This window comes from Brachymonas moutaii (nom. illeg.), assembly GCF_049977365.1.
In the GTDB taxonomy this organism is placed as follows: Bacteria; Pseudomonadota; Gammaproteobacteria; order Burkholderiales; family Burkholderiaceae_C; genus Brachymonas.
The window spans coordinates 67,994-83,609 of record NZ_JBNGEN010000003.1; the positions used below are offsets into that span (position 1 = coordinate 67,994).

Genomic DNA, 15,616 nt, shown 5'->3' on the forward strand with positions numbered 1-15,616 from the left:
GCCGCCTCCGCATCAAGTGCAGGTTACAACTCGTCCTCGTAGGCCAGATACGTCGAAAGCATCGGGACAATGCTGGTGATGTATGTGGCGGGGATCGTCCAGCGACGCCCACGGAACTTGCTGGGATCCACGGGGATGATGGCACCCAGGTCTTCCAGAATGACGGCCAGCTTGCTGGTATCGGGCGGATTGCCGGATTTTCCTGTTGCAGCGAAATAGGCGGTGCCGATACCTGGAGTGGCCGTTCCTGCGCGCACCGCAGTCGCGCTGTTGGACAGAGGGAAACTGGCCCCAGAGGGGAACTGTTTCCGGAGATTGGCCAGGGTGGCATCGATGATTGCTGCCGTAAAGATGGGGCCAGTCACCCAATTGCCGGCAGCGTCTTGTTCTTGTGTTTCGATGGCGGCAGGCGTCACCCGATAGCGAAAGGCGACGTTGTTGGAAATGGTGGAGGCATCAATCCAGTTAAAGAAAGATGCAGCTCCCATCGAGTGGGCCTTGGTGGTGCTGCTGGCAGTGGACGTGACGGGAACAGTGCCGTGCGATGCAGTGCCACCCAGATCGTAGCCAATCATGAACAGGGCGGCTTCCAGAGCGCGGAGGTGCTGGTTGGGTGCAAGAGCATGAAAACAGGCAGTTGTGCATGCAGCAGTTGTGGGATGCTTCAAAATTGCGTCCAGAATCCAGCTGGCTTTCAAGTTCCATTCTGCATGGTGCGGGCCAGACTTCAGACGTTGAAACTGCAACAGCGTCGTGCTTGGATTGCGCTGTTTGGGGTTCAGGGCATGGGCAGATTCCTTGGCGGGAGACCAGGGGAAATTCAGTTCGGCAGGTACTGCGTGAAGGTGGTGGCTGGTGCAGAATTTGACCACCATCCATCCCAAAGCTGCACCCACGCGGCTGTCATAGATGATGAAGTCATCGCAGATCAGTGAGTAGATTTTCGACATGCCTGCGTTGAAGCGCAGGGAAGATGCAGTGAGTGGAGGGTGACCTGTATCCCCCGAGTTGAGTGCCGTGCGGGTCGTTTGCAGAATATCCAGCAATTCCTTTTGAGTAGAGGGGCGCAGCAGCCAGCTCACATTGCCAAGGCGTACACCGCCCCAGGTCATGACATCCACTGCGGCGTCAGTGACCTGCTTGAGGTTGTTCGCGCTCAGCCCGGTATTCAGTTCAGCTTGCAGCACGCTCAGAATGGCTGCATTGGTGGCAAAGGTTGTGCCGGCAGTGACCGAAGAATGCGCGCGCACCAAGGGCGTAGGAGTGGCCGGCCAGTGGTACTTGTGGTACGCATCGCAAAGGCTGCTGCAGCTCCAGGCCTTTTTGCTCTTGCGGTTGATGTAGCTGTGAGCGAAAGTGCTGTTGCACAGGTTATTGCTTACCCATGCGATGAAATCCTGGACGTGGGGTGCGCTCAGGTAGGCAGCTTTCAACATGCAAATACTCCTTGGGGCTTTGTGGTGTGGATGTCAGATACGTTGATAAATGGCTTTGTTGGCGCTGTTGCGCCTCACGAACCTGGCAATGGGTGGATGAGAATGGGTGTCTTCAAGGGCTTTGCGAAAGGCCTTGCCCAAGCTTTTGCGCTCTCCGCTCGTGAGTGCATTCCAGTCACTGTCGTCGCATAATTCGTTCAGAGTGAATTCGCCCTTGATGTTTACGGCGCGTGCCTTCTCCAAGAGCCTAGAGATGAGGCTGTCCACATTCACGGTCTTGTGCGGGGCATCGGGAGCCTGGCTAAGGGAGGCTGCCTTGAGCGCCTCATGTACCCAGGCCTCAAGGCTGATGCCTTGTTCCTGGCTGTTCAGCAGTGCGCGAGACAGAAGGGAGTCGTCCACGTTCAGAAACAGTGTTGCCATCACTTTCTCCATTTTGATGAGACAGATGAGGTTATCTCCTTTGTGATGAGTGTGCATTATTTGCGCTCATGTGTCAATGTTTTTTGTTTGCGTCTGGGATGGCATGGTGCCTGGAGCCTGAGCTGCTGGCAACCTCCGGGCGAAAGGGGCTGCAGGGTGACGCAGGGGAGTGGCTGCTCGAGGCAGCCCGCTTCGCAGCCAAGCACCCTCCCCAGCACGCACCTCCCTTCCTATAATGGCGGCACGGGTGCGTGGGTTGCCGGGCTTCGGGTCTGGCGCCTGCGTTAAACGGGAAGCCGGTGACGCCATGCAGCTAGTGGCCATTCCGGCGCAGCCCCCGCTGCTGTAAGCCTGACGACTCCGCCTCACGCCACTGCGTCCTCCGACGCGGGAAGGCGCGGACTAGGAAGAGGGCAAGCCAGAATACCGGCCCGCGACGAGCCAGCACCATTCCCCGGGGGATCTGGGAGTCTGCTGCCGCGCGTTGGCGTGCGCCTCTGTGTTTCCTCCCTGCGGAAACGGCGGGGCGCGGCTGCCGTGCCGGCCTGCCCAGACTTTCCCTTCCCATCTTCCTGTTGCCGTGGTGCGCTCGTGTCTTTCACATCACACGGTTCGACGGGAGGTTTCGAATGCACATCATGGAAGGTTTTCTGCCACTCAAGCACGCGGTGGCATGGACGGCGGCTTCGGCGCCGTTTCTGGCAGCGGGCATCTGGTCGGCGCGCCGCAGTCTGCGCGATCACCCGGAGCGGCGCATGCTGCTGGGGGTGTCGGCGGCGTTTTCCTTTCTGCTCTCGGCCATGAAGCTGCCCTCGGTCACGGGCAGCTGTTCGCATCCCACGGGAGTGGGGCTGGGTGCTCTGCTGTTCGGGCCGCTGGCGATGGTGCCGGTGAGCTTTGTGGTGCTGCTGTTCCAGGCGCTTCTGCTGGCGCATGGGGGGCTGACGACGCTGGGGGCCAATCTGTTCTCGATGGGCATTGCCGGGCCGCTCATGGCGGCGGCGGTGTTCCGCGTCGGGCGCGTGCTGCGCCTGCCGCTGAGCGTGAATGTGTTTCTGGCGGCGACGCTCGCTGATCTGGTGACGTATGTGGTGACCTCGCTGCAGCTGGCGCTGGCGTTTCCCGATGCGGTCAGCGGGGTGGCGGGCTCGATGCTCAAGTTCGGCGGCATCTTTGCCGTGACGCAGATTCCGCTGGCGATCAGCGAGGGGCTGCTGACGGTGCTGGTGGTGCAGGCCATGACGCGCCTGCAGGGCGAGGATCTGCGCGGTCTGCCGCTGTATGCAGGGCAGGAGGTGCGGGCATGAAGCGGCAATTCTGGATCATTGCGGCATGCGTTGTGGTGCTGACCGTGGCGCCGCTCCTGTTCGTGCGCACGCCGGCGCTGGGGCCGGACGGCAAGGCGCAGGCGCTTTTTGGCGGGTCGGACGATGCAGCGCGCGACGCCATCACGGTGATTGCACCGCACTACCGCCCGTGGTTTGCGCCCCTGATGGAGCCCGGGCCCGAAATCGCCTCGATGCTGTTTGCGCTGCAGGCGGCCATTGGGGCGGGGGTGATCGGCTACTGGCTCGGGGCGTCGGTGACGCGCCATCGCGAACGCGAACGCCAGCGCCGCGAGCGGGAGGCAGCCGGCCATGCGCCGGAGCAGTCCCCCCATCAGGAGCGTACCTCTGCTGCTGCGGGCCCCGCCGGAGTGGCCCGTGTGGATTGAGCAGGCTGCCTATGCCAATCGCTGGCGCGATGTGACACCGGTGGCCAAGGCTCTGTTTGCGGGCTGTGGCCTGGCGGCGGCCTTTGTCGCGCCGGACTGGAAGGCCGAGCTGCTGCTGGCGGCGCTGCTGGCGGCGGTGACGCTGGGTGGCGCGCGGGTGCCGGCGCGGCTGTATGCGCGGGTGGTGGCCCCTGCGGGCAGCTTTGTGGTGCTGTCGTGCGCGACGCTGCTGGTGGCGGTGGCGCCTTCGGCAGGCGGATGGCCGGAGGTGCACTGGCATGCGGCCGGCTGGCCCGAGGCCGCCCTGACGGGCACGCGGGCCATGGCGGCGCTGGCGGCCATGGTGGGGCTGGTGCTGACCACGCCGCTGAGTGACCTGATCGGACTGGCGCGCCGGCTGCGGGTGCCCGAGGTGCTGGTCGATGTGATGGTGCTGTGCTACCGCATGGTGTTCGTGTTCATGGAGGCGTGGGACGACGGCGTCACGGCGCAGGCGGCGCGGCTGGGCTATGGGCCTTTCCGGCGCTCGGTGCGGTCGCTGGCGCTGCTGGCGGCCAATCTGGCCGCGCAGATCTGGAGCCGCGCCCTGGCGCTGCAGGCAGCGGCGAGCGCGCGCAATGGCGACGGCCCGCTGAATTTTCTGGCACCCGACTATGCCCATGCCCGACGCGATCTGCGCGTGGCGGGCTGTGCCGGAGCGGTGCTGCTGGCGGGCATGGTGGCCCTGCGCGGAGGTCTCGCATGACGGCGGCGGAGGGAAATCTGCTGCTGGAGGCGCAGGAGGTGTCCTACCGCTATCCCGACGGGAGCGCCGGGCTCGATGTCTGCACCCTGGCCATTGCCTCCGGCACGCGCAATGCGTTGCTGGGCGCCAACGGCGCGGGCAAGACCACGCTGCTGCAGCACTGCAACGGCCTGCTGCGGCCGGCGTCGGGAGCGGTGCGCGTGCATGGCACGCCGCTCGACTATGGCCGCCGGGGGCTGCATGCGCTGCGGCGGGAGGTGGGCATGGTGTTCCAGAATCCGGATCGCCAGCTGTTCTCGGCCTCGGTCATCGAGGATGTGTCGTTCGGGCCGCTCAATCTGGGGCTCGACGAAGCCACCGTGCGCGCCCGGGTGGCCGAGGCGCTGGAGGCCGTGGGCATGACGGCGCTGGCGCGCAAGCCGGTGCACCAGCTCAGCTTCGGGCAGAAGAAGCGGGTGTGCATTGCCGGCGTGCTGGCCATGCGGCCCCGGCTGCTGCTGCTCGATGAGCCCATGGCTGGGCTCGATGCCGGCATGCAGCAGGAGCTCGCGGCGCTGCTCGACGGGCTGGTGGCGGACGGCATGACGGTGCTGCTCTCGACCCACGACGTGGATTTTGCCTATGGCTGGGCCGACGCGATTCACCTGCTGCGGGCAGGGCGCTGCGTGGCCTCGGTGCCGGCGGCGGAGCTGCCGCACCATGCCGAGGCACTGCAGGCCGCAGGCCAGCCGCTGCCCCAGGCAGCGCAGTGGCAGGCGGCGCTGGTGAGGCGGGGGCTGCTGCCGGCGGCACCGTCGGTGCGCAGCATGGCGGCCCTGCTCGGGGCGGTGCAGGCACTGCCCGATGCATTCTTTCTTCATTCTCAACCACAAGGAGGCCCGGCATGATGGATGCCGCGCAAGCGCAAGTCTGGTTCGTGGGAGCCGGTCCCGGAGACCCCGAACTGCTCACCGTCAAGGGACGCGGTCTGCTGGAGCGGGCCGGTGCCGTGCTCTACGCCGGGTCGCTGGTGGACCAGGCGGCCACCCGCTATACCCCCCCGGGCTGCGAGATTCGCGATTCCAAGGACATGACGCTGGAGGAGATGACCGAATGGCTCATCACCCGCGCCCGCCAGCACGACACGGTGGTGCGGCTGCAGACCGGCGATCCGGGACTGTACGGCGCGCTCATCGAGATGACGCGCCCGCTCGATGCGGCGGGGGTGGCCTGGGCCGTGGTGCCGGGAGTGTCCTCGGCCATGGCCTCGATGGCGGCGGCGGGCGAGTCCATGACCCTGCCGGAGGTGACGCAGACCGTGATTCTCACCCGCGTGGAGGGGCGCACGCCCATGCCCGAGGGCGAGGACCTGGCCGCGCTGGCCGCACACCACACCACGCTGTGCCTGTTCCTGTCGATCACGCTGCTGCACAAGGTCGAAGCCGGCCTGCGCGCGGCCGGATGGGCAGATGACAGCCCCATGCTGGTGGTGCACAAGGCGAGCTGGCCCGGGCAGGAAAAAGTCGTGCGCGGCACGCTGGCCGACATCCGGCAGCGCTGCCGCGAGGCGGGCATCGTGAGCCAGGCCATGATCGTGGCGAGTCCCACTCTGGGCGCGAGCCAGTGGGAGACGCTGGCCCGCTCCAAGCTCTACGATCCGGGCTTCACGCACCGCTTCCGGCGCGCGAGCACGCCAGCATCCCCGGCTCCGGCCGCTGCGGGGCACGACGCGCCCCCTGCCGAGTCCGCACCTGCAATTTCTGCGGCATCCTCTGCCGCTTCTGTTCCGCCCACGGAACATTCCGGAACCTGACTCCATGCAAGACACTCTTCTCCTGGTCGGTCACGGCTCGCGCGCTGCGGGCGGCAACGACGAAATCGAACAGTTCGCGGCCCGCTGGCGCGAGCGGCATCCGGGCTGGCACATCGAGGTCGGCTTCATCGAGTTTGCCGATGTGCTGCTCGACGAGGGGCTGGACCGCGCCGCGCGCGCAGCCCGTGCCGGCACCGGCCGCGTGCTGGTGCTGCCGCTCATCCTGAACGCGGCCGGGCACGTCAAGGGCGACATTCCACGCGCCATCGAGGCCGCCAGCCAGCGCCATGCCGGCGTGCGCTTCGACCAGGCTCCGCATCTGGGAGCGGGCGAGCCGATCCTGACCGTGCTGCGGCGCAAGCTCCGGCATGCCATGCACCGCCTCGATGTGCCCGATCCGCGCAGCACGGGCGTGGTGCTGCTGGGGCGCGGCTCCAGCGACCGCAAGGCCAACGGCGAGGTGGCCAAGATGGCCCGCTGGCTGTGGGAGGAGAGCGACCACGAGCTGGTGGACATCGCCTTCACGGGCATCACCCACCCCCGACTGGAGCGCGTGGTGCAGCGGCAAGTGACGCTGGGCATGACGCAGGTCGTCGTGCTGCCGTACTACCTGTTCACCGGCACGCTCATGGAGCGCATCGACCGGCAGATGGGGCATCTGGCCCGGCAGTACCCCGGCGTGCGCTTTGCCCATGCGTCGTACTTCGGCTTCGAGCCCGAGATTTTTGCATTGCTCGACGAGCGCGTGGACCGCTGGCAGCGCGGCGCGCCCCATGCCACGGTGCGGCACGACCACCATCTGTACGCCCCCCACAGCCATGACCATGGCGCCGACCACGATCACGGTCCCGATCATGCCCATGACCACAGCCATGAGCACGCACACGGTCATGACCATGACCATGACCATGCACACGGGCATGATCACGCACACGCCCATGGTTCCGAGGGGCACGGTCATGACCACGATCACGACCACGCGCACGGCGCTGCCCCGCTACCCGCCGACGACGGCAACGATGCGGCCCGCCACTGCACCCACCGCACGCCGGAACCCGGCCAGCCGGTGCACCCGGCGCATCCGGCCTGAGGGCAGGGCGCACGCCTGCCGATCTGCCGCGCACCCCGGGGTGCCGGCCTTCCGTTTTCTCTTTTTCCGAGTGATCCGACCATGAGCACCGTCAACACCATCACCGAACAGCTCACCCGCGCCGGGCAGGCCATCGAGCACGACAGCTTTGCCATCATCGACCGCGAGGCTGGCCCCCACGCCTACACGGCCGACCAGTGGCCCGTGGTGCGCCGCATGATCCACGCCAATGCCGATTTCGACTTCAATGGCCTCACGCGCTTCCATCCGGCTGCGGTCGATGCCGCGCTGCAGGCCATTCTGGGCGGCGGCACGCCCGTCGTGGCCGATGTGGAGATGATCTGCGTGGGCCTGTCGGCCCCCCGCCTGCGCCACTTCGGCATGACCACGCACCACTTCATCAGCGACGACGACGTGATCGCCCAGGCCCGCGCCGAAGACACCACCCGCGCCGTGCAGGCCATGCGCAAGGCGCACCGGCTGGGGCTGCTGGACAGGGCGATCGTCGCCATCGGCAATGCCCCCACCGCGCTCATCGAGATCGAGCGCCTGATCCGGGAGGAGGGCGCCCGCCCCGCGCTGGTCATCGGCATGCCGGTGGGCTTCGTGTCGGCCGCCGAGAGCAAGGCGCTCATGGCCGGCGTGCAGGACGTGCCCTGGATCGTCATCGACGGCCGCAAGGGCGGCTCCACTCTGGTGGTGGCCACCCTGCACGCGCTGCTGGCGGTGGCCGAGGCACGCCAGAAGCAGGCCGAGGCCGCCTGAGTCAGGGGAGCACCAGCATGGACAAAGCACCAGCCCGTGGAACCCGCACCGGCTTCACCACCGGGGCCTGCTCGGCCGCGGCGGCCCGTGCCTGCGCCATCGGCCTGATCGAGGGCACCGTGCCTGCGCAGGTCACCAGCGTGCTGCCCAACGGCGACCACGTGACCTTTGCCGTGGGGGACGGACATGTGGAGGGGGAGGGCGACGCGCGCGCCGCCCATGCCTACATCGAGAAGTTCGCCGGCGACGACCCCGACTGCACCGACCGCGCCCACCTTACCGTGGACCTGCGGCTGCTGCCCGGCCAGCCCGGGGCCATCGTGTACCGCAACGGCCCCGGCGTGGGCACCGTGACGTTGCCCGGACTGGGCCTGGAGGTGGGCGGCCCGGCCATCAATCCCGTGCCGCGCCAGAACATCGCCGACAACCTGCGCGAGGTGGCAGCCGGACTGCTCGCCACGCACGGGTTCGAGGTCACCATCAGCGTGCCGGGCGGGGAGGAGATGGCCCGCAAGACCACCAATGCCCGCCTCGGCATTCTGGGCGGCATCAGCATTCTGGGCACCACCGGCATCGTCAAGCCTTATTCCACCAGCGCCTGGCGCGCCAGCGTGGTGCAGGGCGTGCAGGTGGCTGCCACGGTGGAGCACGATCTGGTGGCCCTCACCACCGGCGGGCGCACCGAGACCTTCGTCATGGCCGAGCTGCGCCGTGACCATCCCGGCCTGCCGGCGGCCTGCTTCGTGCAGATGGGCGACTTCCTGCGCTATGCGCTCGACGAGGCGGTGGCGCAGGGCATCCCGCTCGTGGTGCTGGGCGTCATGGTGGGCAAGCTCACCAAGATCGCGCAGGGCGAAACCATCACCCATGCCAACCGCAACGTGGTCGACACCGATCTCGTGGCGCGCATCGCCCGCGACATCGGCGCCAGCGAGGCCGACTGCGCCGCCATCGCGGGCGCGGAGACGGCCCGCTTCGGGGCCGAGCTGATGGTCGAGCGCGGGCTGGGCGATGCGTTCCACCGGGCGCTCGCGCAGGCCGCCATCGACACGCTCACCGCCCCCGAGCGCTACGGACACGCCTTTCAGCTGCGGGTGCTGGTGTGCGACTTCGCGGGCCACAAGGTGGCCGACGTGTGGTCGGCACCGCCCGATCCGCATGCGCTGCCCGCCACGGCGGGGCGCACCGGCATCGGCCACACGCACAGCGCCGACTTCGATACCGAGTGAGGCTCCCATGACTCTGCTGGCCCAGACCTTCTTCACCCCCCTTGGCGACATGCTGGCCCTGTGCAGTGCGCAGGGCGTGCATCTGCTCGACTATGCCGACCGTGCCGAGGCGCGGGGCTTCCGGCTTGCGCGCGAGGCCGTGCGTGCCCATCACGGCATGGAGCAGCCCGCAGCCGCGGCGGGAGAGGAGTTCGAGGTCCGCGAGGCCCGGGCCCACCTGCAGGCGCTCGTGGCCCAGCTCACCGCGTATTTCGACGGCACGCGCCGGGAGTTCGATCTTGCCCTCGTGCCCTACGGCACCCCGTTCCAGCTCGCCGTCTGGCAGGTGCTGCGGGTCGTGCCCTACGGCCACACGCGCAGCTATGCCGACGAGGCCCACGCGCTCGGGCAGCCCGGCGCCGTGCGGGCCGTGGCCATGGCCAACGGGCGCAACCCGCTCGCCATCGTGGTGCCCTGCCACCGCGTCATCGCGAGCGATGGGCGCCTGGCCGGCTACACCGGCGGCGTGGAGCGCAAGCGCGCCCTGCTGGCGCTCGAAGCAGGGCAGACTTCCTGCTGGTCCGTGCAGGAAATGGACGATCTCATGAAGGGTGGTGCATGAATCCTGTGCGCAAACCCCTTTGCGTCGTGCTCACGGGCGCAGGCATCAGCGCCGACAGCGGCCTGCAGACCTTCCGGGGGGCGGGCGGCCTGTGGGAGGGACACCGCGTCGAGGACGTGGCCACGCCCGAGGCCTTTGCAGCCCACCCGCAGCGCGTGATCGACTTCTACAACGTCCGCCGGCGCCAGCTGCGCGTGGTGCGGCCCAACGCCGCCCACGAGGCGCTGGTGGCGCTGGAAGCAGGGTACGAGGTGCGCATCGTCACCCAGAACGTGGACGACCTGCACGAGCGCGCAGGCAGCCGCCATGTGCTGCACCTGCACGGCGAGCTCACCCAGCTGCGCAGCACCGCGCGGCCCGACTGGCGCATCGCCTGGCACGAGGACCAGACCCCCGACCAGCGCGACCCCTGGGGCGCGCCGCTGCGGCCGCACATCGTGTGGTTTGGCGAGGAAGTGCCCCTCATGCCCGAGGCCGTGGCCCAGGTCGAGGCGGCCGATGTGGTGCTGGTGGTCGGCACCTCGCTCAAGGTCTACCCGGCTGCAGGGCTGGTGCACCATGCGCCCGCCCATGCCCCCGTGTACCTCATCGACCCCCATCCGGCGCCGGGCCTGTCCGGCGTGCACGTCGTGGCCGAGCGGGCGGCCGTGGGCGTGCCGCGCGTGGTGCGCCAGCTGCTGGAGCAGGTGGGCGCTGATGCCGATGCTGGTGCCACGCTCCCTCCAGTTCCTCCCCTTTCCCGATGAGCCGCGATCCCGTGCGGTGTGCGCCAGCCGGCTCTTCCTTCTGATCCTCTGTTCTTCTGCAGTCCATGACCGATTCTTCTGATTCCTCTGTCTCCTCCTCTCCCGATCCCAACCGCTGCCGCGTCATCGGCGTGCTCGATGACGGCGTGGCCAGCCTGGGTGCCACGGCGCTCGCGCACCTGCGCACGGCCGATGTGGTCATCGGCGGTGCCCGCACGCTGGCTCTGTTCGGGCCGGAGCTGCGAGCCGACTGTGTGCGGCGCGACCTGACCGGGCACCTGGCGCAGGTGCCCGAATGGATCCGCGAAGCCCGCGACCGCCACCAGCGCTGCGTGGTGCTGGCCACCGGCGATCCGCTCTGCCACGGCATCGCGCCGTATCTGGCGAGCCGCCTGTGCATCGAGGCGCTGGAGATCCTGCCCAACCTCAGCACCCTGCAGCTCGCGTGTGCCCGCCTCGGGCTGGCCTGGCAGGATGCCCGCATCGTCTCCGTGCATGCGCGCGACGCGGGCGAGTGGCAGACAGGCGCTCCGCCCAGCCACGGCCTCTATGCGCTGGCGCAGGCGCTGCGTGCCCACGACCGGCTGCTGGTGCTCACCAGCCCCGACAACACGCCCGCCCGCATTGCCCGCCTGCTGCTGGCCGAGGGGCTGGGCGACGCCTTTGCCATGGCCGTGGCCGAGAACCTGCTCCAGCCCGGCGAGCGCGTGCATGCACAGCTCACCGTGCAGGAAGCGGCCTCCGGCACCTTTGCCCCGCTCAACGTGGTGGTGCTGTGGCGCCTGCAGCCACGCCCCGATCCCGTGCTGCTGGGGCTGCCCGATGGCGCCTTCCACCAGCGGCAGCCCGACAAGGGACTCATCACCAAGCAGGAGGTGCGGGCCGTGTCGCTCGCGCGGCTGCAGCTGCGGCGCGACAGCACCGTCTGGGACATCGGCGCCGGCAGCGGCTCGGTCGGCCTCGAAGCCGCCCGTCTGTGCACGGCCGGGCACGTGTACGCCATCGAGAAGAACGAGGGCGACCACGCCATCGCGGGCCGCAACCATGCCGCCTTCGGAGTGAGCAACTACAGCCTCTTTCATGGCCGTGCCCCCGAAGGGCTCGACGCCTGGCCCGACCCCGACGCCGTGTTCATCGGCGGTTCGGGCGGAGAGCTGGCGGGCCTCATCGGCCTCATCCTGGGCCGGCTGCGCACCGGCGGCCATCTGGTAATGAACTTCGTCACCCTCGAAAACCTCGCCACCGCCACGGCCGCCCTGGCCGCAGCCGCCGACACCGATCCCGCCCTTCAGTGGGACGTGCTCCAGCTGCAGGCCGCCCGCAGCCGTCCCATCCTTCACATGCACCGCATGGCCGCCGAAAACCCGGTCTGGATCGTGTGCGCCTCCCGCGAGGAACCCCAGACATGACCCTCTCCACACCGCCTTCTTCCGCAGCAGCTCCGGCGCTGCCTGCCCGCCCTGCCGGCCAGCCCCTGGGCCGGCTCATCGGCGTGTCGCTCGGCCCGGGCGATCCGGGCCTCATCACCCGCGCTGCCTGGGAGGCGCTCCAGCGCCGCGACTGCGCCTGGGTGTACCCGGCCCGCAGCGGCAAGACGCCGAGCTATGCGCTCGACATCGTCACCCGCGCCGGCCTGACGCCCCCCGACACCCACGGCCTGCTGCTGTTTCCCATGACGCACGACGGCGAAAAGCTCGCACGCGCCTGGCTCAAGGCCGCCGACACCGTGCTGCCCTGGCTCGCAGCGGGGCTGGACGTGCTTTTCCTCGTCGAGGGCGATGCCAGCACCTACGCCACCTTTGGCCATCTGGCCCGCACCGTGCAGGGGCTCGATGCGCGCGTGCAGGTGGAGATCATCGCCGGCGTCAATTCCTTCACCGCTGCCTGCGCCGATGCGGGCGTGCCCTTCGCCGAGCAGGACGACACCGTGGCCATCGTGCCCGCTGCCTACGGCGTGAGCGCCGTCGACCGCCTGCTGCCGGATTTCGACACGCTCGTGCTCATGAAGATCAAGCCCATCCTCGACGAGCTCATCGACTGGCTGGAAGCACGCCAGCTGCTCGAAGGCGCGCACTTCATCGAGCGCGTCGGTGCCGAGGACGAACGCCGCATGAGCGGCACCGCCCTGCGCGCGCTGCGCGGCACCCGGGTGAACTACCTCTCGCTGCTCATCGTGCGCCATCCGCACCGCGTGCGCGGCGAGCGCATCAAGGGCTGCCTGCGCAAGGCCGGCCCTGACGCAGCTCCCTCCGCCTCCGCCATTTTTCCCTCCATTTCCACCCCCACAGCCCCTACGGACGAAGAGAACGCCGCATGAGCCAGGACACCACCGTCGTCACCAGCGCCCCCGCCACCCCGCCCGAAGCCACGCGCGTGTGCATCGTCGCCATCACCCGCCACGGCGTGGCGCAGGCCCGCACCCTGGCCAGCCGCTGGCCCGAAGAGCTGCCGCCGCCCACGCTGTGCACCTCGGCCAAGTTCGCCGCCGAATGGGCCAGCCTGCCGCAGCCCCAGCGCATCTACGAAGGCGCCCTGCGGGATGAAATCGCGCCCCTCTTTGCCCATTACGACCAGATCGTCTTCTTCGTCTCGCTCGGCGCCGTGGTGCGCCTCATCGCGCCCCACCTCGTGAGCAAGGACGTCGACCCCGGCATCATCGTGGTCGACGATGCGGGCCAGTACGTGATCCCCGTGCTCTCCGGCCATGTCGGCGGAGCCAACGCCTGGAGCGAGCGCGTGGCCGACCTGCTCGGCGCGGCGCCCGTGCTGACCACCGCCTCGGACGTGGGCCGCACCATCCCGGTCGACATCCTGGGCCGGCACCTGGGCTGGCGTGTCGAAGCCCCCAAGATCAACATCACCCGCGTCTCGGCCCACGTGGTCAACGGCGAGCCCATCGCCGTGGTGCAGGAAGCCGGCAGCCCCCACTGGTGGACCCGCCCCACGCCCCTGCCGGCCAACATCGAGCGCCTCACCCGGTTCGAGGACGTGGACCCCGCCCGCCACGCCGCCGTGCTCTGGATCACCCAGCGCCCCGTCGACGACGCCCTCTGGCAGCAGTGGGCCGAGCGGCTGGTGGTGTACCGCCCTCCGCAGGAAGAGCCCGCCGCATGAGCGCAGCCCCCTCCAGCACACCAGGCACCTCCCGCCCCCCCGCCGCAGACCTGCCCCGGCTCGCGCTGGGACTCGGCTGCGACCGGGGCACTCCCGTCGCCACCCTGCGGCAGGCCGTGTCCGAGGCGCTCGCGCAGCTGGGGCGTGACTGGTCGGACATTGCCGCCGTGGCCAGCATCACCCTCAAGGCCGACGAGCCCGGGCTGCTCGCCCTCGCGGCCGAGCAGAGCTGGCAGATCCATTTCCATGCCCCGGCCGAGCTGGCTGCCGTGCCCGTGCCCCACCCGAGCGAAACCGTGCGCAAGTACACCGGCACCCCTTCGGTGAGCGAAGCCGCCGCCCTGCTGGCCGCCGGAGGCGGCACACACCCCGCGCCGCCCGCCGCCCTCGTCATCGAGAAACACAAACTTCGCGGAGCCGACGGCCGCAACGCCACCGTCTCCATGGCCCTTTTCCCTTTCCCTGCAGACCTTTCATGACCGATACCGTCCTCACTCCTTCCCCTTCCGCCCCTGCCGCCGTGGGCCGCATCGCGCTCGTCGGCATCGGCCCGGGCAGCGTCGACCACATGACCGCCCGTGCCCGCGAAGCCATCGCCGAGGCCGACGTGGTCATCGGCTACGTCACCTACATCAAGCTCGTGGCCGACCTTGTCGAAGGCAAGGAAATCATCCGCAAATCCATGACCGAGGAACTCGACCGCGCCGTCAGCGCGCTCGAAGCCGCCCGCGCCGGCAAGAAAGTCGCCCTCATCTCCTCCGGCGACGCCGGCGTCTACGGCATGGCCGGCCCCACCTACGAAGTGCTCTTCCAGGCCGGCTGGACACCCGAGGGCGATGTCGAAGTCGAAATCGTCCCCGGTGCCTCCGCCCTCAACAGCTGCGCCGCGCTCGTCGGCGCCCCCCTCACGCACGACTTCTGCGCCATCTCGCTCTCCGACCTGCTCACTCCCTGGCCCGTCATCGCCCGCCGGCTCGACGCCGCCGCCGCCGCCGACTTCGTCACCGCGCTCTACAACCCCAAGAGCGGCCGCCGCACGCGCCAGATCCAGGAAGCCCAGCGCCTGTTCCTGCGCCACCGCAGCCCCGACACCCCCGTGGCCATCGTCAAGAGCGCCTACCGCCGCCGCCAGTCCATCCAGTTCACCACCCTCGCGCAGATGGCCGAACACGACATCGGCATGCTCAGCACCGTGCTCATCGGCAACAGCAACACCTTCGTGCGCGACGGTCTCATGGTCACCCCCCGTGGCTATGCCAACAAGTACGACGTCGCCGGCGATGGCACCGCCCACGAAGGCGAAAAAGCCGGCCGCTCGCTGTCCACCGGCCTCCACGGCTGGCTCGACACCCTCCAGGCCGCCCACGCCGCAGGCACCACCATCGACCAGCTCGCCCACCAGTACCGCCTGCCGGCCGACTACATCCGCATCACCCTGCAGGATCCCCTGCAGCCCGAGAGCGACGACACCGCCGCCGCCGGGAAGACCGAAGCATGAGCGAACAGCAGACCCCGCAGCCCTCCTGCGCCTGCACGGCAGCAGACCCCGCCCCTGTCGCGGCACCCTGCACCGGCACAGAGCCGGCCTCCGGCGCGGCTGCCCCGCAGACACCGGCCGAAGGCGTCGTCAAGCCGCGCATCGGCGCCTACCGCCGCCACCTGCTCGTGTGCACCGGCCCACGCTGCACCCAGCACGGCGAATCGCAGCAGCTCTTCGACGCCCTCGGCGCCAAGTTCAAGGCCGCCGGCCTCGATCAGGGCGACCTCCGCGTCAAGCGCACCCGCGTAAGCTGCTTCGCCGCCTGCAAGGGCGGCCCCGTCGTCTGCGTCCAGCCCGACGGCACCTGGTACTACAACGTCACCCCCGAAAACATGGACCGCATCATCGCCCAGCACCTCGTAGGCGGCCAGCCAGTCGAGGATCTGGTGTTCCATCAGGCATAGGGGCAGGAGAAGACTCT

At 68.9% G+C, this 15,616-nt stretch carries 18 protein-coding genes and 1 riboswitch; of the genes, 16 read left to right on the plus strand and 2 right to left on the minus strand.

Annotation, left to right across the window (positions count from 1 at the left end; all coding sequences use genetic code 11):
• Positions 1 to 23: 23 nt before the first annotated feature.
• Together ACP2WS_RS05305 and ACP2WS_RS05310 are read right to left on the minus strand one after the other, a co-directional pair.
• The gene (locus tag ACP2WS_RS05305) at positions 24 to 1,436 is read right to left on the minus strand and encodes a hypothetical protein (protein ID WP_426459835.1); all 1,413 of its coding nucleotides are present in this window, start codon (positions 1,434 to 1,436) and stop codon (positions 24 to 26) included.
• Between the two features lie 33 nt (positions 1,437 to 1,469).
• Positions 1,470 to 1,871, minus strand: coding sequence for a DUF1413 domain-containing protein (locus tag ACP2WS_RS05310; protein ID WP_426459836.1), 402 nt, complete (start codon positions 1,869 to 1,871; stop codon positions 1,470 to 1,472).
• A 216-nt stretch (positions 1,872 to 2,087) separates the two neighbouring features.
• A riboswitch (cobalamin riboswitch) is annotated at positions 2,088 to 2,308 on the plus strand.
• Positions 2,309 to 2,497: 189 nt separating this feature from the next.
• Between ACP2WS_RS05310 and ACP2WS_RS05315 the strand changes: the two genes are divergently transcribed.
• From ACP2WS_RS05315 to ACP2WS_RS05390, 16 genes are all read left to right on the plus strand, one after another.
• Positions 2,498 to 3,166 carry an energy-coupling factor ABC transporter permease gene (locus ACP2WS_RS05315; RefSeq protein ID WP_426459837.1) on the plus strand — a complete coding sequence of 223 codons (669 nt, stop codon included), beginning with the start codon at positions 2,498 to 2,500 and terminating at the stop codon, positions 3,164 to 3,166.
• Complete coding sequence (locus tag ACP2WS_RS05320; RefSeq protein ID WP_426459838.1) at positions 3,163 to 3,573, plus strand: energy-coupling factor ABC transporter substrate-binding protein; 411 nt, start codon at positions 3,163 to 3,165, stop codon at positions 3,571 to 3,573. Before ACP2WS_RS05315 ends, ACP2WS_RS05320 begins: the two co-directional genes overlap by 4 nt.
• Positions 3,563 to 4,318: an energy-coupling factor transporter transmembrane component T family protein gene (locus ACP2WS_RS05325; protein WP_426459839.1), complete on the plus strand. Its 756-nt coding sequence runs from the start codon at positions 3,563 to 3,565 to the stop codon at positions 4,316 to 4,318. The genes ACP2WS_RS05320 and ACP2WS_RS05325 overlap by 11 nt, the downstream gene beginning before the upstream one ends.
• The gene (locus ACP2WS_RS05330; RefSeq protein ID WP_426459841.1) at positions 4,315 to 5,205 is read left to right on the plus strand and encodes an energy-coupling factor ABC transporter ATP-binding protein; all 891 of its coding nucleotides are present in this window, start codon (positions 4,315 to 4,317) and stop codon (positions 5,203 to 5,205) included. The genes ACP2WS_RS05325 and ACP2WS_RS05330 overlap by 4 nt, the downstream gene beginning before the upstream one ends.
• Positions 5,202 to 6,110, plus strand: a complete 909-nt coding sequence (gene cobM, locus ACP2WS_RS05335) for a precorrin-4 C(11)-methyltransferase (RefSeq protein WP_426459842.1) — start codon at positions 5,202 to 5,204, stop codon at positions 6,108 to 6,110. The genes ACP2WS_RS05330 and cobM overlap by 4 nt, the downstream gene beginning before the upstream one ends.
• A 4-nt stretch (positions 6,111 to 6,114) precedes the next feature.
• Positions 6,115 to 7,200: a sirohydrochlorin chelatase gene (locus tag ACP2WS_RS05340; protein ID WP_426459843.1), complete on the plus strand. Its 1,086-nt coding sequence runs from the start codon at positions 6,115 to 6,117 to the stop codon at positions 7,198 to 7,200.
• A gap of 81 nt (positions 7,201 to 7,281) precedes the next feature.
• Positions 7,282 to 7,965, plus strand: coding sequence for a precorrin-8X methylmutase (locus ACP2WS_RS05345; protein WP_374492088.1), 684 nt, complete (start codon positions 7,282 to 7,284; stop codon positions 7,963 to 7,965).
• Positions 7,966 to 7,982: 17 nt separating this feature from the next.
• Positions 7,983 to 9,194, plus strand: coding sequence for a cobalt-precorrin-5B (C(1))-methyltransferase (locus tag ACP2WS_RS05350; protein WP_426459844.1), 1,212 nt, complete (start codon positions 7,983 to 7,985; stop codon positions 9,192 to 9,194).
• A 7-nt stretch (positions 9,195 to 9,201) separates the two neighbouring features.
• Positions 9,202 to 9,795 carry a methylated-DNA--[protein]-cysteine S-methyltransferase gene (locus ACP2WS_RS05355; RefSeq protein ID WP_426459845.1) on the plus strand — a complete coding sequence of 198 codons (594 nt, stop codon included), beginning with the start codon at positions 9,202 to 9,204 and terminating at the stop codon, positions 9,793 to 9,795.
• A gap of 5 nt (positions 9,796 to 9,800) precedes the next feature.
• Positions 9,801 to 10,541 (plus strand): SIR2 family NAD-dependent protein deacylase, encoded by a 741-nt coding sequence (locus tag ACP2WS_RS05360; RefSeq protein WP_426459846.1) that lies wholly within the window; start codon positions 9,801 to 9,803, stop codon positions 10,539 to 10,541.
• A 65-nt stretch (positions 10,542 to 10,606) separates the two neighbouring features.
• A complete protein-coding gene (gene cbiE, locus ACP2WS_RS05365) occupies positions 10,607 to 11,950 on the plus strand; it encodes a precorrin-6y C5,15-methyltransferase (decarboxylating) subunit CbiE (protein WP_426459847.1) in 1,344 nt (447 codons plus the stop codon).
• The gene (gene cobI / locus ACP2WS_RS05370; RefSeq protein WP_426459848.1) at positions 11,947 to 12,858 is read left to right on the plus strand and encodes a precorrin-2 C(20)-methyltransferase; all 912 of its coding nucleotides are present in this window, start codon (positions 11,947 to 11,949) and stop codon (positions 12,856 to 12,858) included. Before cbiE ends, cobI begins: the two co-directional genes overlap by 4 nt.
• Complete coding sequence (locus ACP2WS_RS05375) at positions 12,855 to 13,655, plus strand: cobalamin biosynthesis central domain-containing protein (protein ID WP_426459850.1); 801 nt, start codon at positions 12,855 to 12,857, stop codon at positions 13,653 to 13,655. Before cobI ends, ACP2WS_RS05375 begins: the two co-directional genes overlap by 4 nt.
• Positions 13,652 to 14,134 (plus strand): cobalamin biosynthesis protein, encoded by a 483-nt coding sequence (locus tag ACP2WS_RS05380; protein WP_426459851.1) that lies wholly within the window; start codon positions 13,652 to 13,654, stop codon positions 14,132 to 14,134. Before ACP2WS_RS05375 ends, ACP2WS_RS05380 begins: the two co-directional genes overlap by 4 nt.
• Positions 14,131 to 15,153 (plus strand): precorrin-3B C(17)-methyltransferase, encoded by a 1,023-nt coding sequence (gene cobJ / locus ACP2WS_RS05385; RefSeq protein ID WP_426459852.1) that lies wholly within the window; start codon positions 14,131 to 14,133, stop codon positions 15,151 to 15,153. The genes ACP2WS_RS05380 and cobJ overlap by 4 nt, the downstream gene beginning before the upstream one ends.
• Before the next feature lie 140 nt (positions 15,154 to 15,293).
• Positions 15,294 to 15,599, plus strand: a complete 306-nt coding sequence (locus ACP2WS_RS05390) for a (2Fe-2S) ferredoxin domain-containing protein (RefSeq protein ID WP_426459964.1) — start codon at positions 15,294 to 15,296, stop codon at positions 15,597 to 15,599.
• Positions 15,600 to 15,616 lie beyond the last annotated feature (17 nt).

Bases quoted from the DNA above. Each gene is read 5' to 3' on its own strand.
- ACP2WS_RS05305 (WP_426459835.1), bottom strand. From the start codon at position 1,436: ATGTTGAAAGCTGCCTACCTGAGCGCACCCCACGTCCAGGATTTCATC.
- ACP2WS_RS05330 (WP_426459841.1), top strand. From the start codon at position 4,315: ATGACGGCGGCGGAGGGAAATCTGCTGCTGGAGGCGCAGGAGGTGTCC.
- ACP2WS_RS05350 (WP_426459844.1), top strand. From the start codon at position 7,983: ATGGACAAAGCACCAGCCCGTGGAACCCGCACCGGCTTCACCACCGGG.
- cobJ (WP_426459852.1), top strand. From the start codon at position 14,131: ATGACCGATACCGTCCTCACTCCTTCCCCTTCCGCCCCTGCCGCCGTG.
- cobM (WP_426459842.1), top strand. From the start codon at position 5,202: ATGATGGATGCCGCGCAAGCGCAAGTCTGGTTCGTGGGAGCCGGTCCC.
- ACP2WS_RS05315 (WP_426459837.1), top strand. From the start codon at position 2,498: ATGGAAGGTTTTCTGCCACTCAAGCACGCGGTGGCATGGACGGCGGCT.
- ACP2WS_RS05380 (WP_426459851.1), top strand. From the start codon at position 13,652: ATGAGCGCAGCCCCCTCCAGCACACCAGGCACCTCCCGCCCCCCCGCC.
- ACP2WS_RS05310 (WP_426459836.1), bottom strand. From the start codon at position 1,871: ATGGAGAAAGTGATGGCAACACTGTTTCTGAACGTGGACGACTCCCTT.
- cobI (WP_426459848.1), top strand. From the start codon at position 11,947: ATGACCCTCTCCACACCGCCTTCTTCCGCAGCAGCTCCGGCGCTGCCT.
- cbiE (WP_426459847.1), top strand. From the start codon at position 10,607: ATGACCGATTCTTCTGATTCCTCTGTCTCCTCCTCTCCCGATCCCAAC.
- ACP2WS_RS05320 (WP_426459838.1), top strand. From the start codon at position 3,163: ATGAAGCGGCAATTCTGGATCATTGCGGCATGCGTTGTGGTGCTGACC.
- ACP2WS_RS05340 (WP_426459843.1), top strand. From the start codon at position 6,115: ATGCAAGACACTCTTCTCCTGGTCGGTCACGGCTCGCGCGCTGCGGGC.
- ACP2WS_RS05355 (WP_426459845.1), top strand. From the start codon at position 9,202: ATGACTCTGCTGGCCCAGACCTTCTTCACCCCCCTTGGCGACATGCTG.
- ACP2WS_RS05375 (WP_426459850.1), top strand. From the start codon at position 12,855: ATGAGCCAGGACACCACCGTCGTCACCAGCGCCCCCGCCACCCCGCCC.
- ACP2WS_RS05345 (WP_374492088.1), top strand. From the start codon at position 7,282: ATGAGCACCGTCAACACCATCACCGAACAGCTCACCCGCGCCGGGCAG.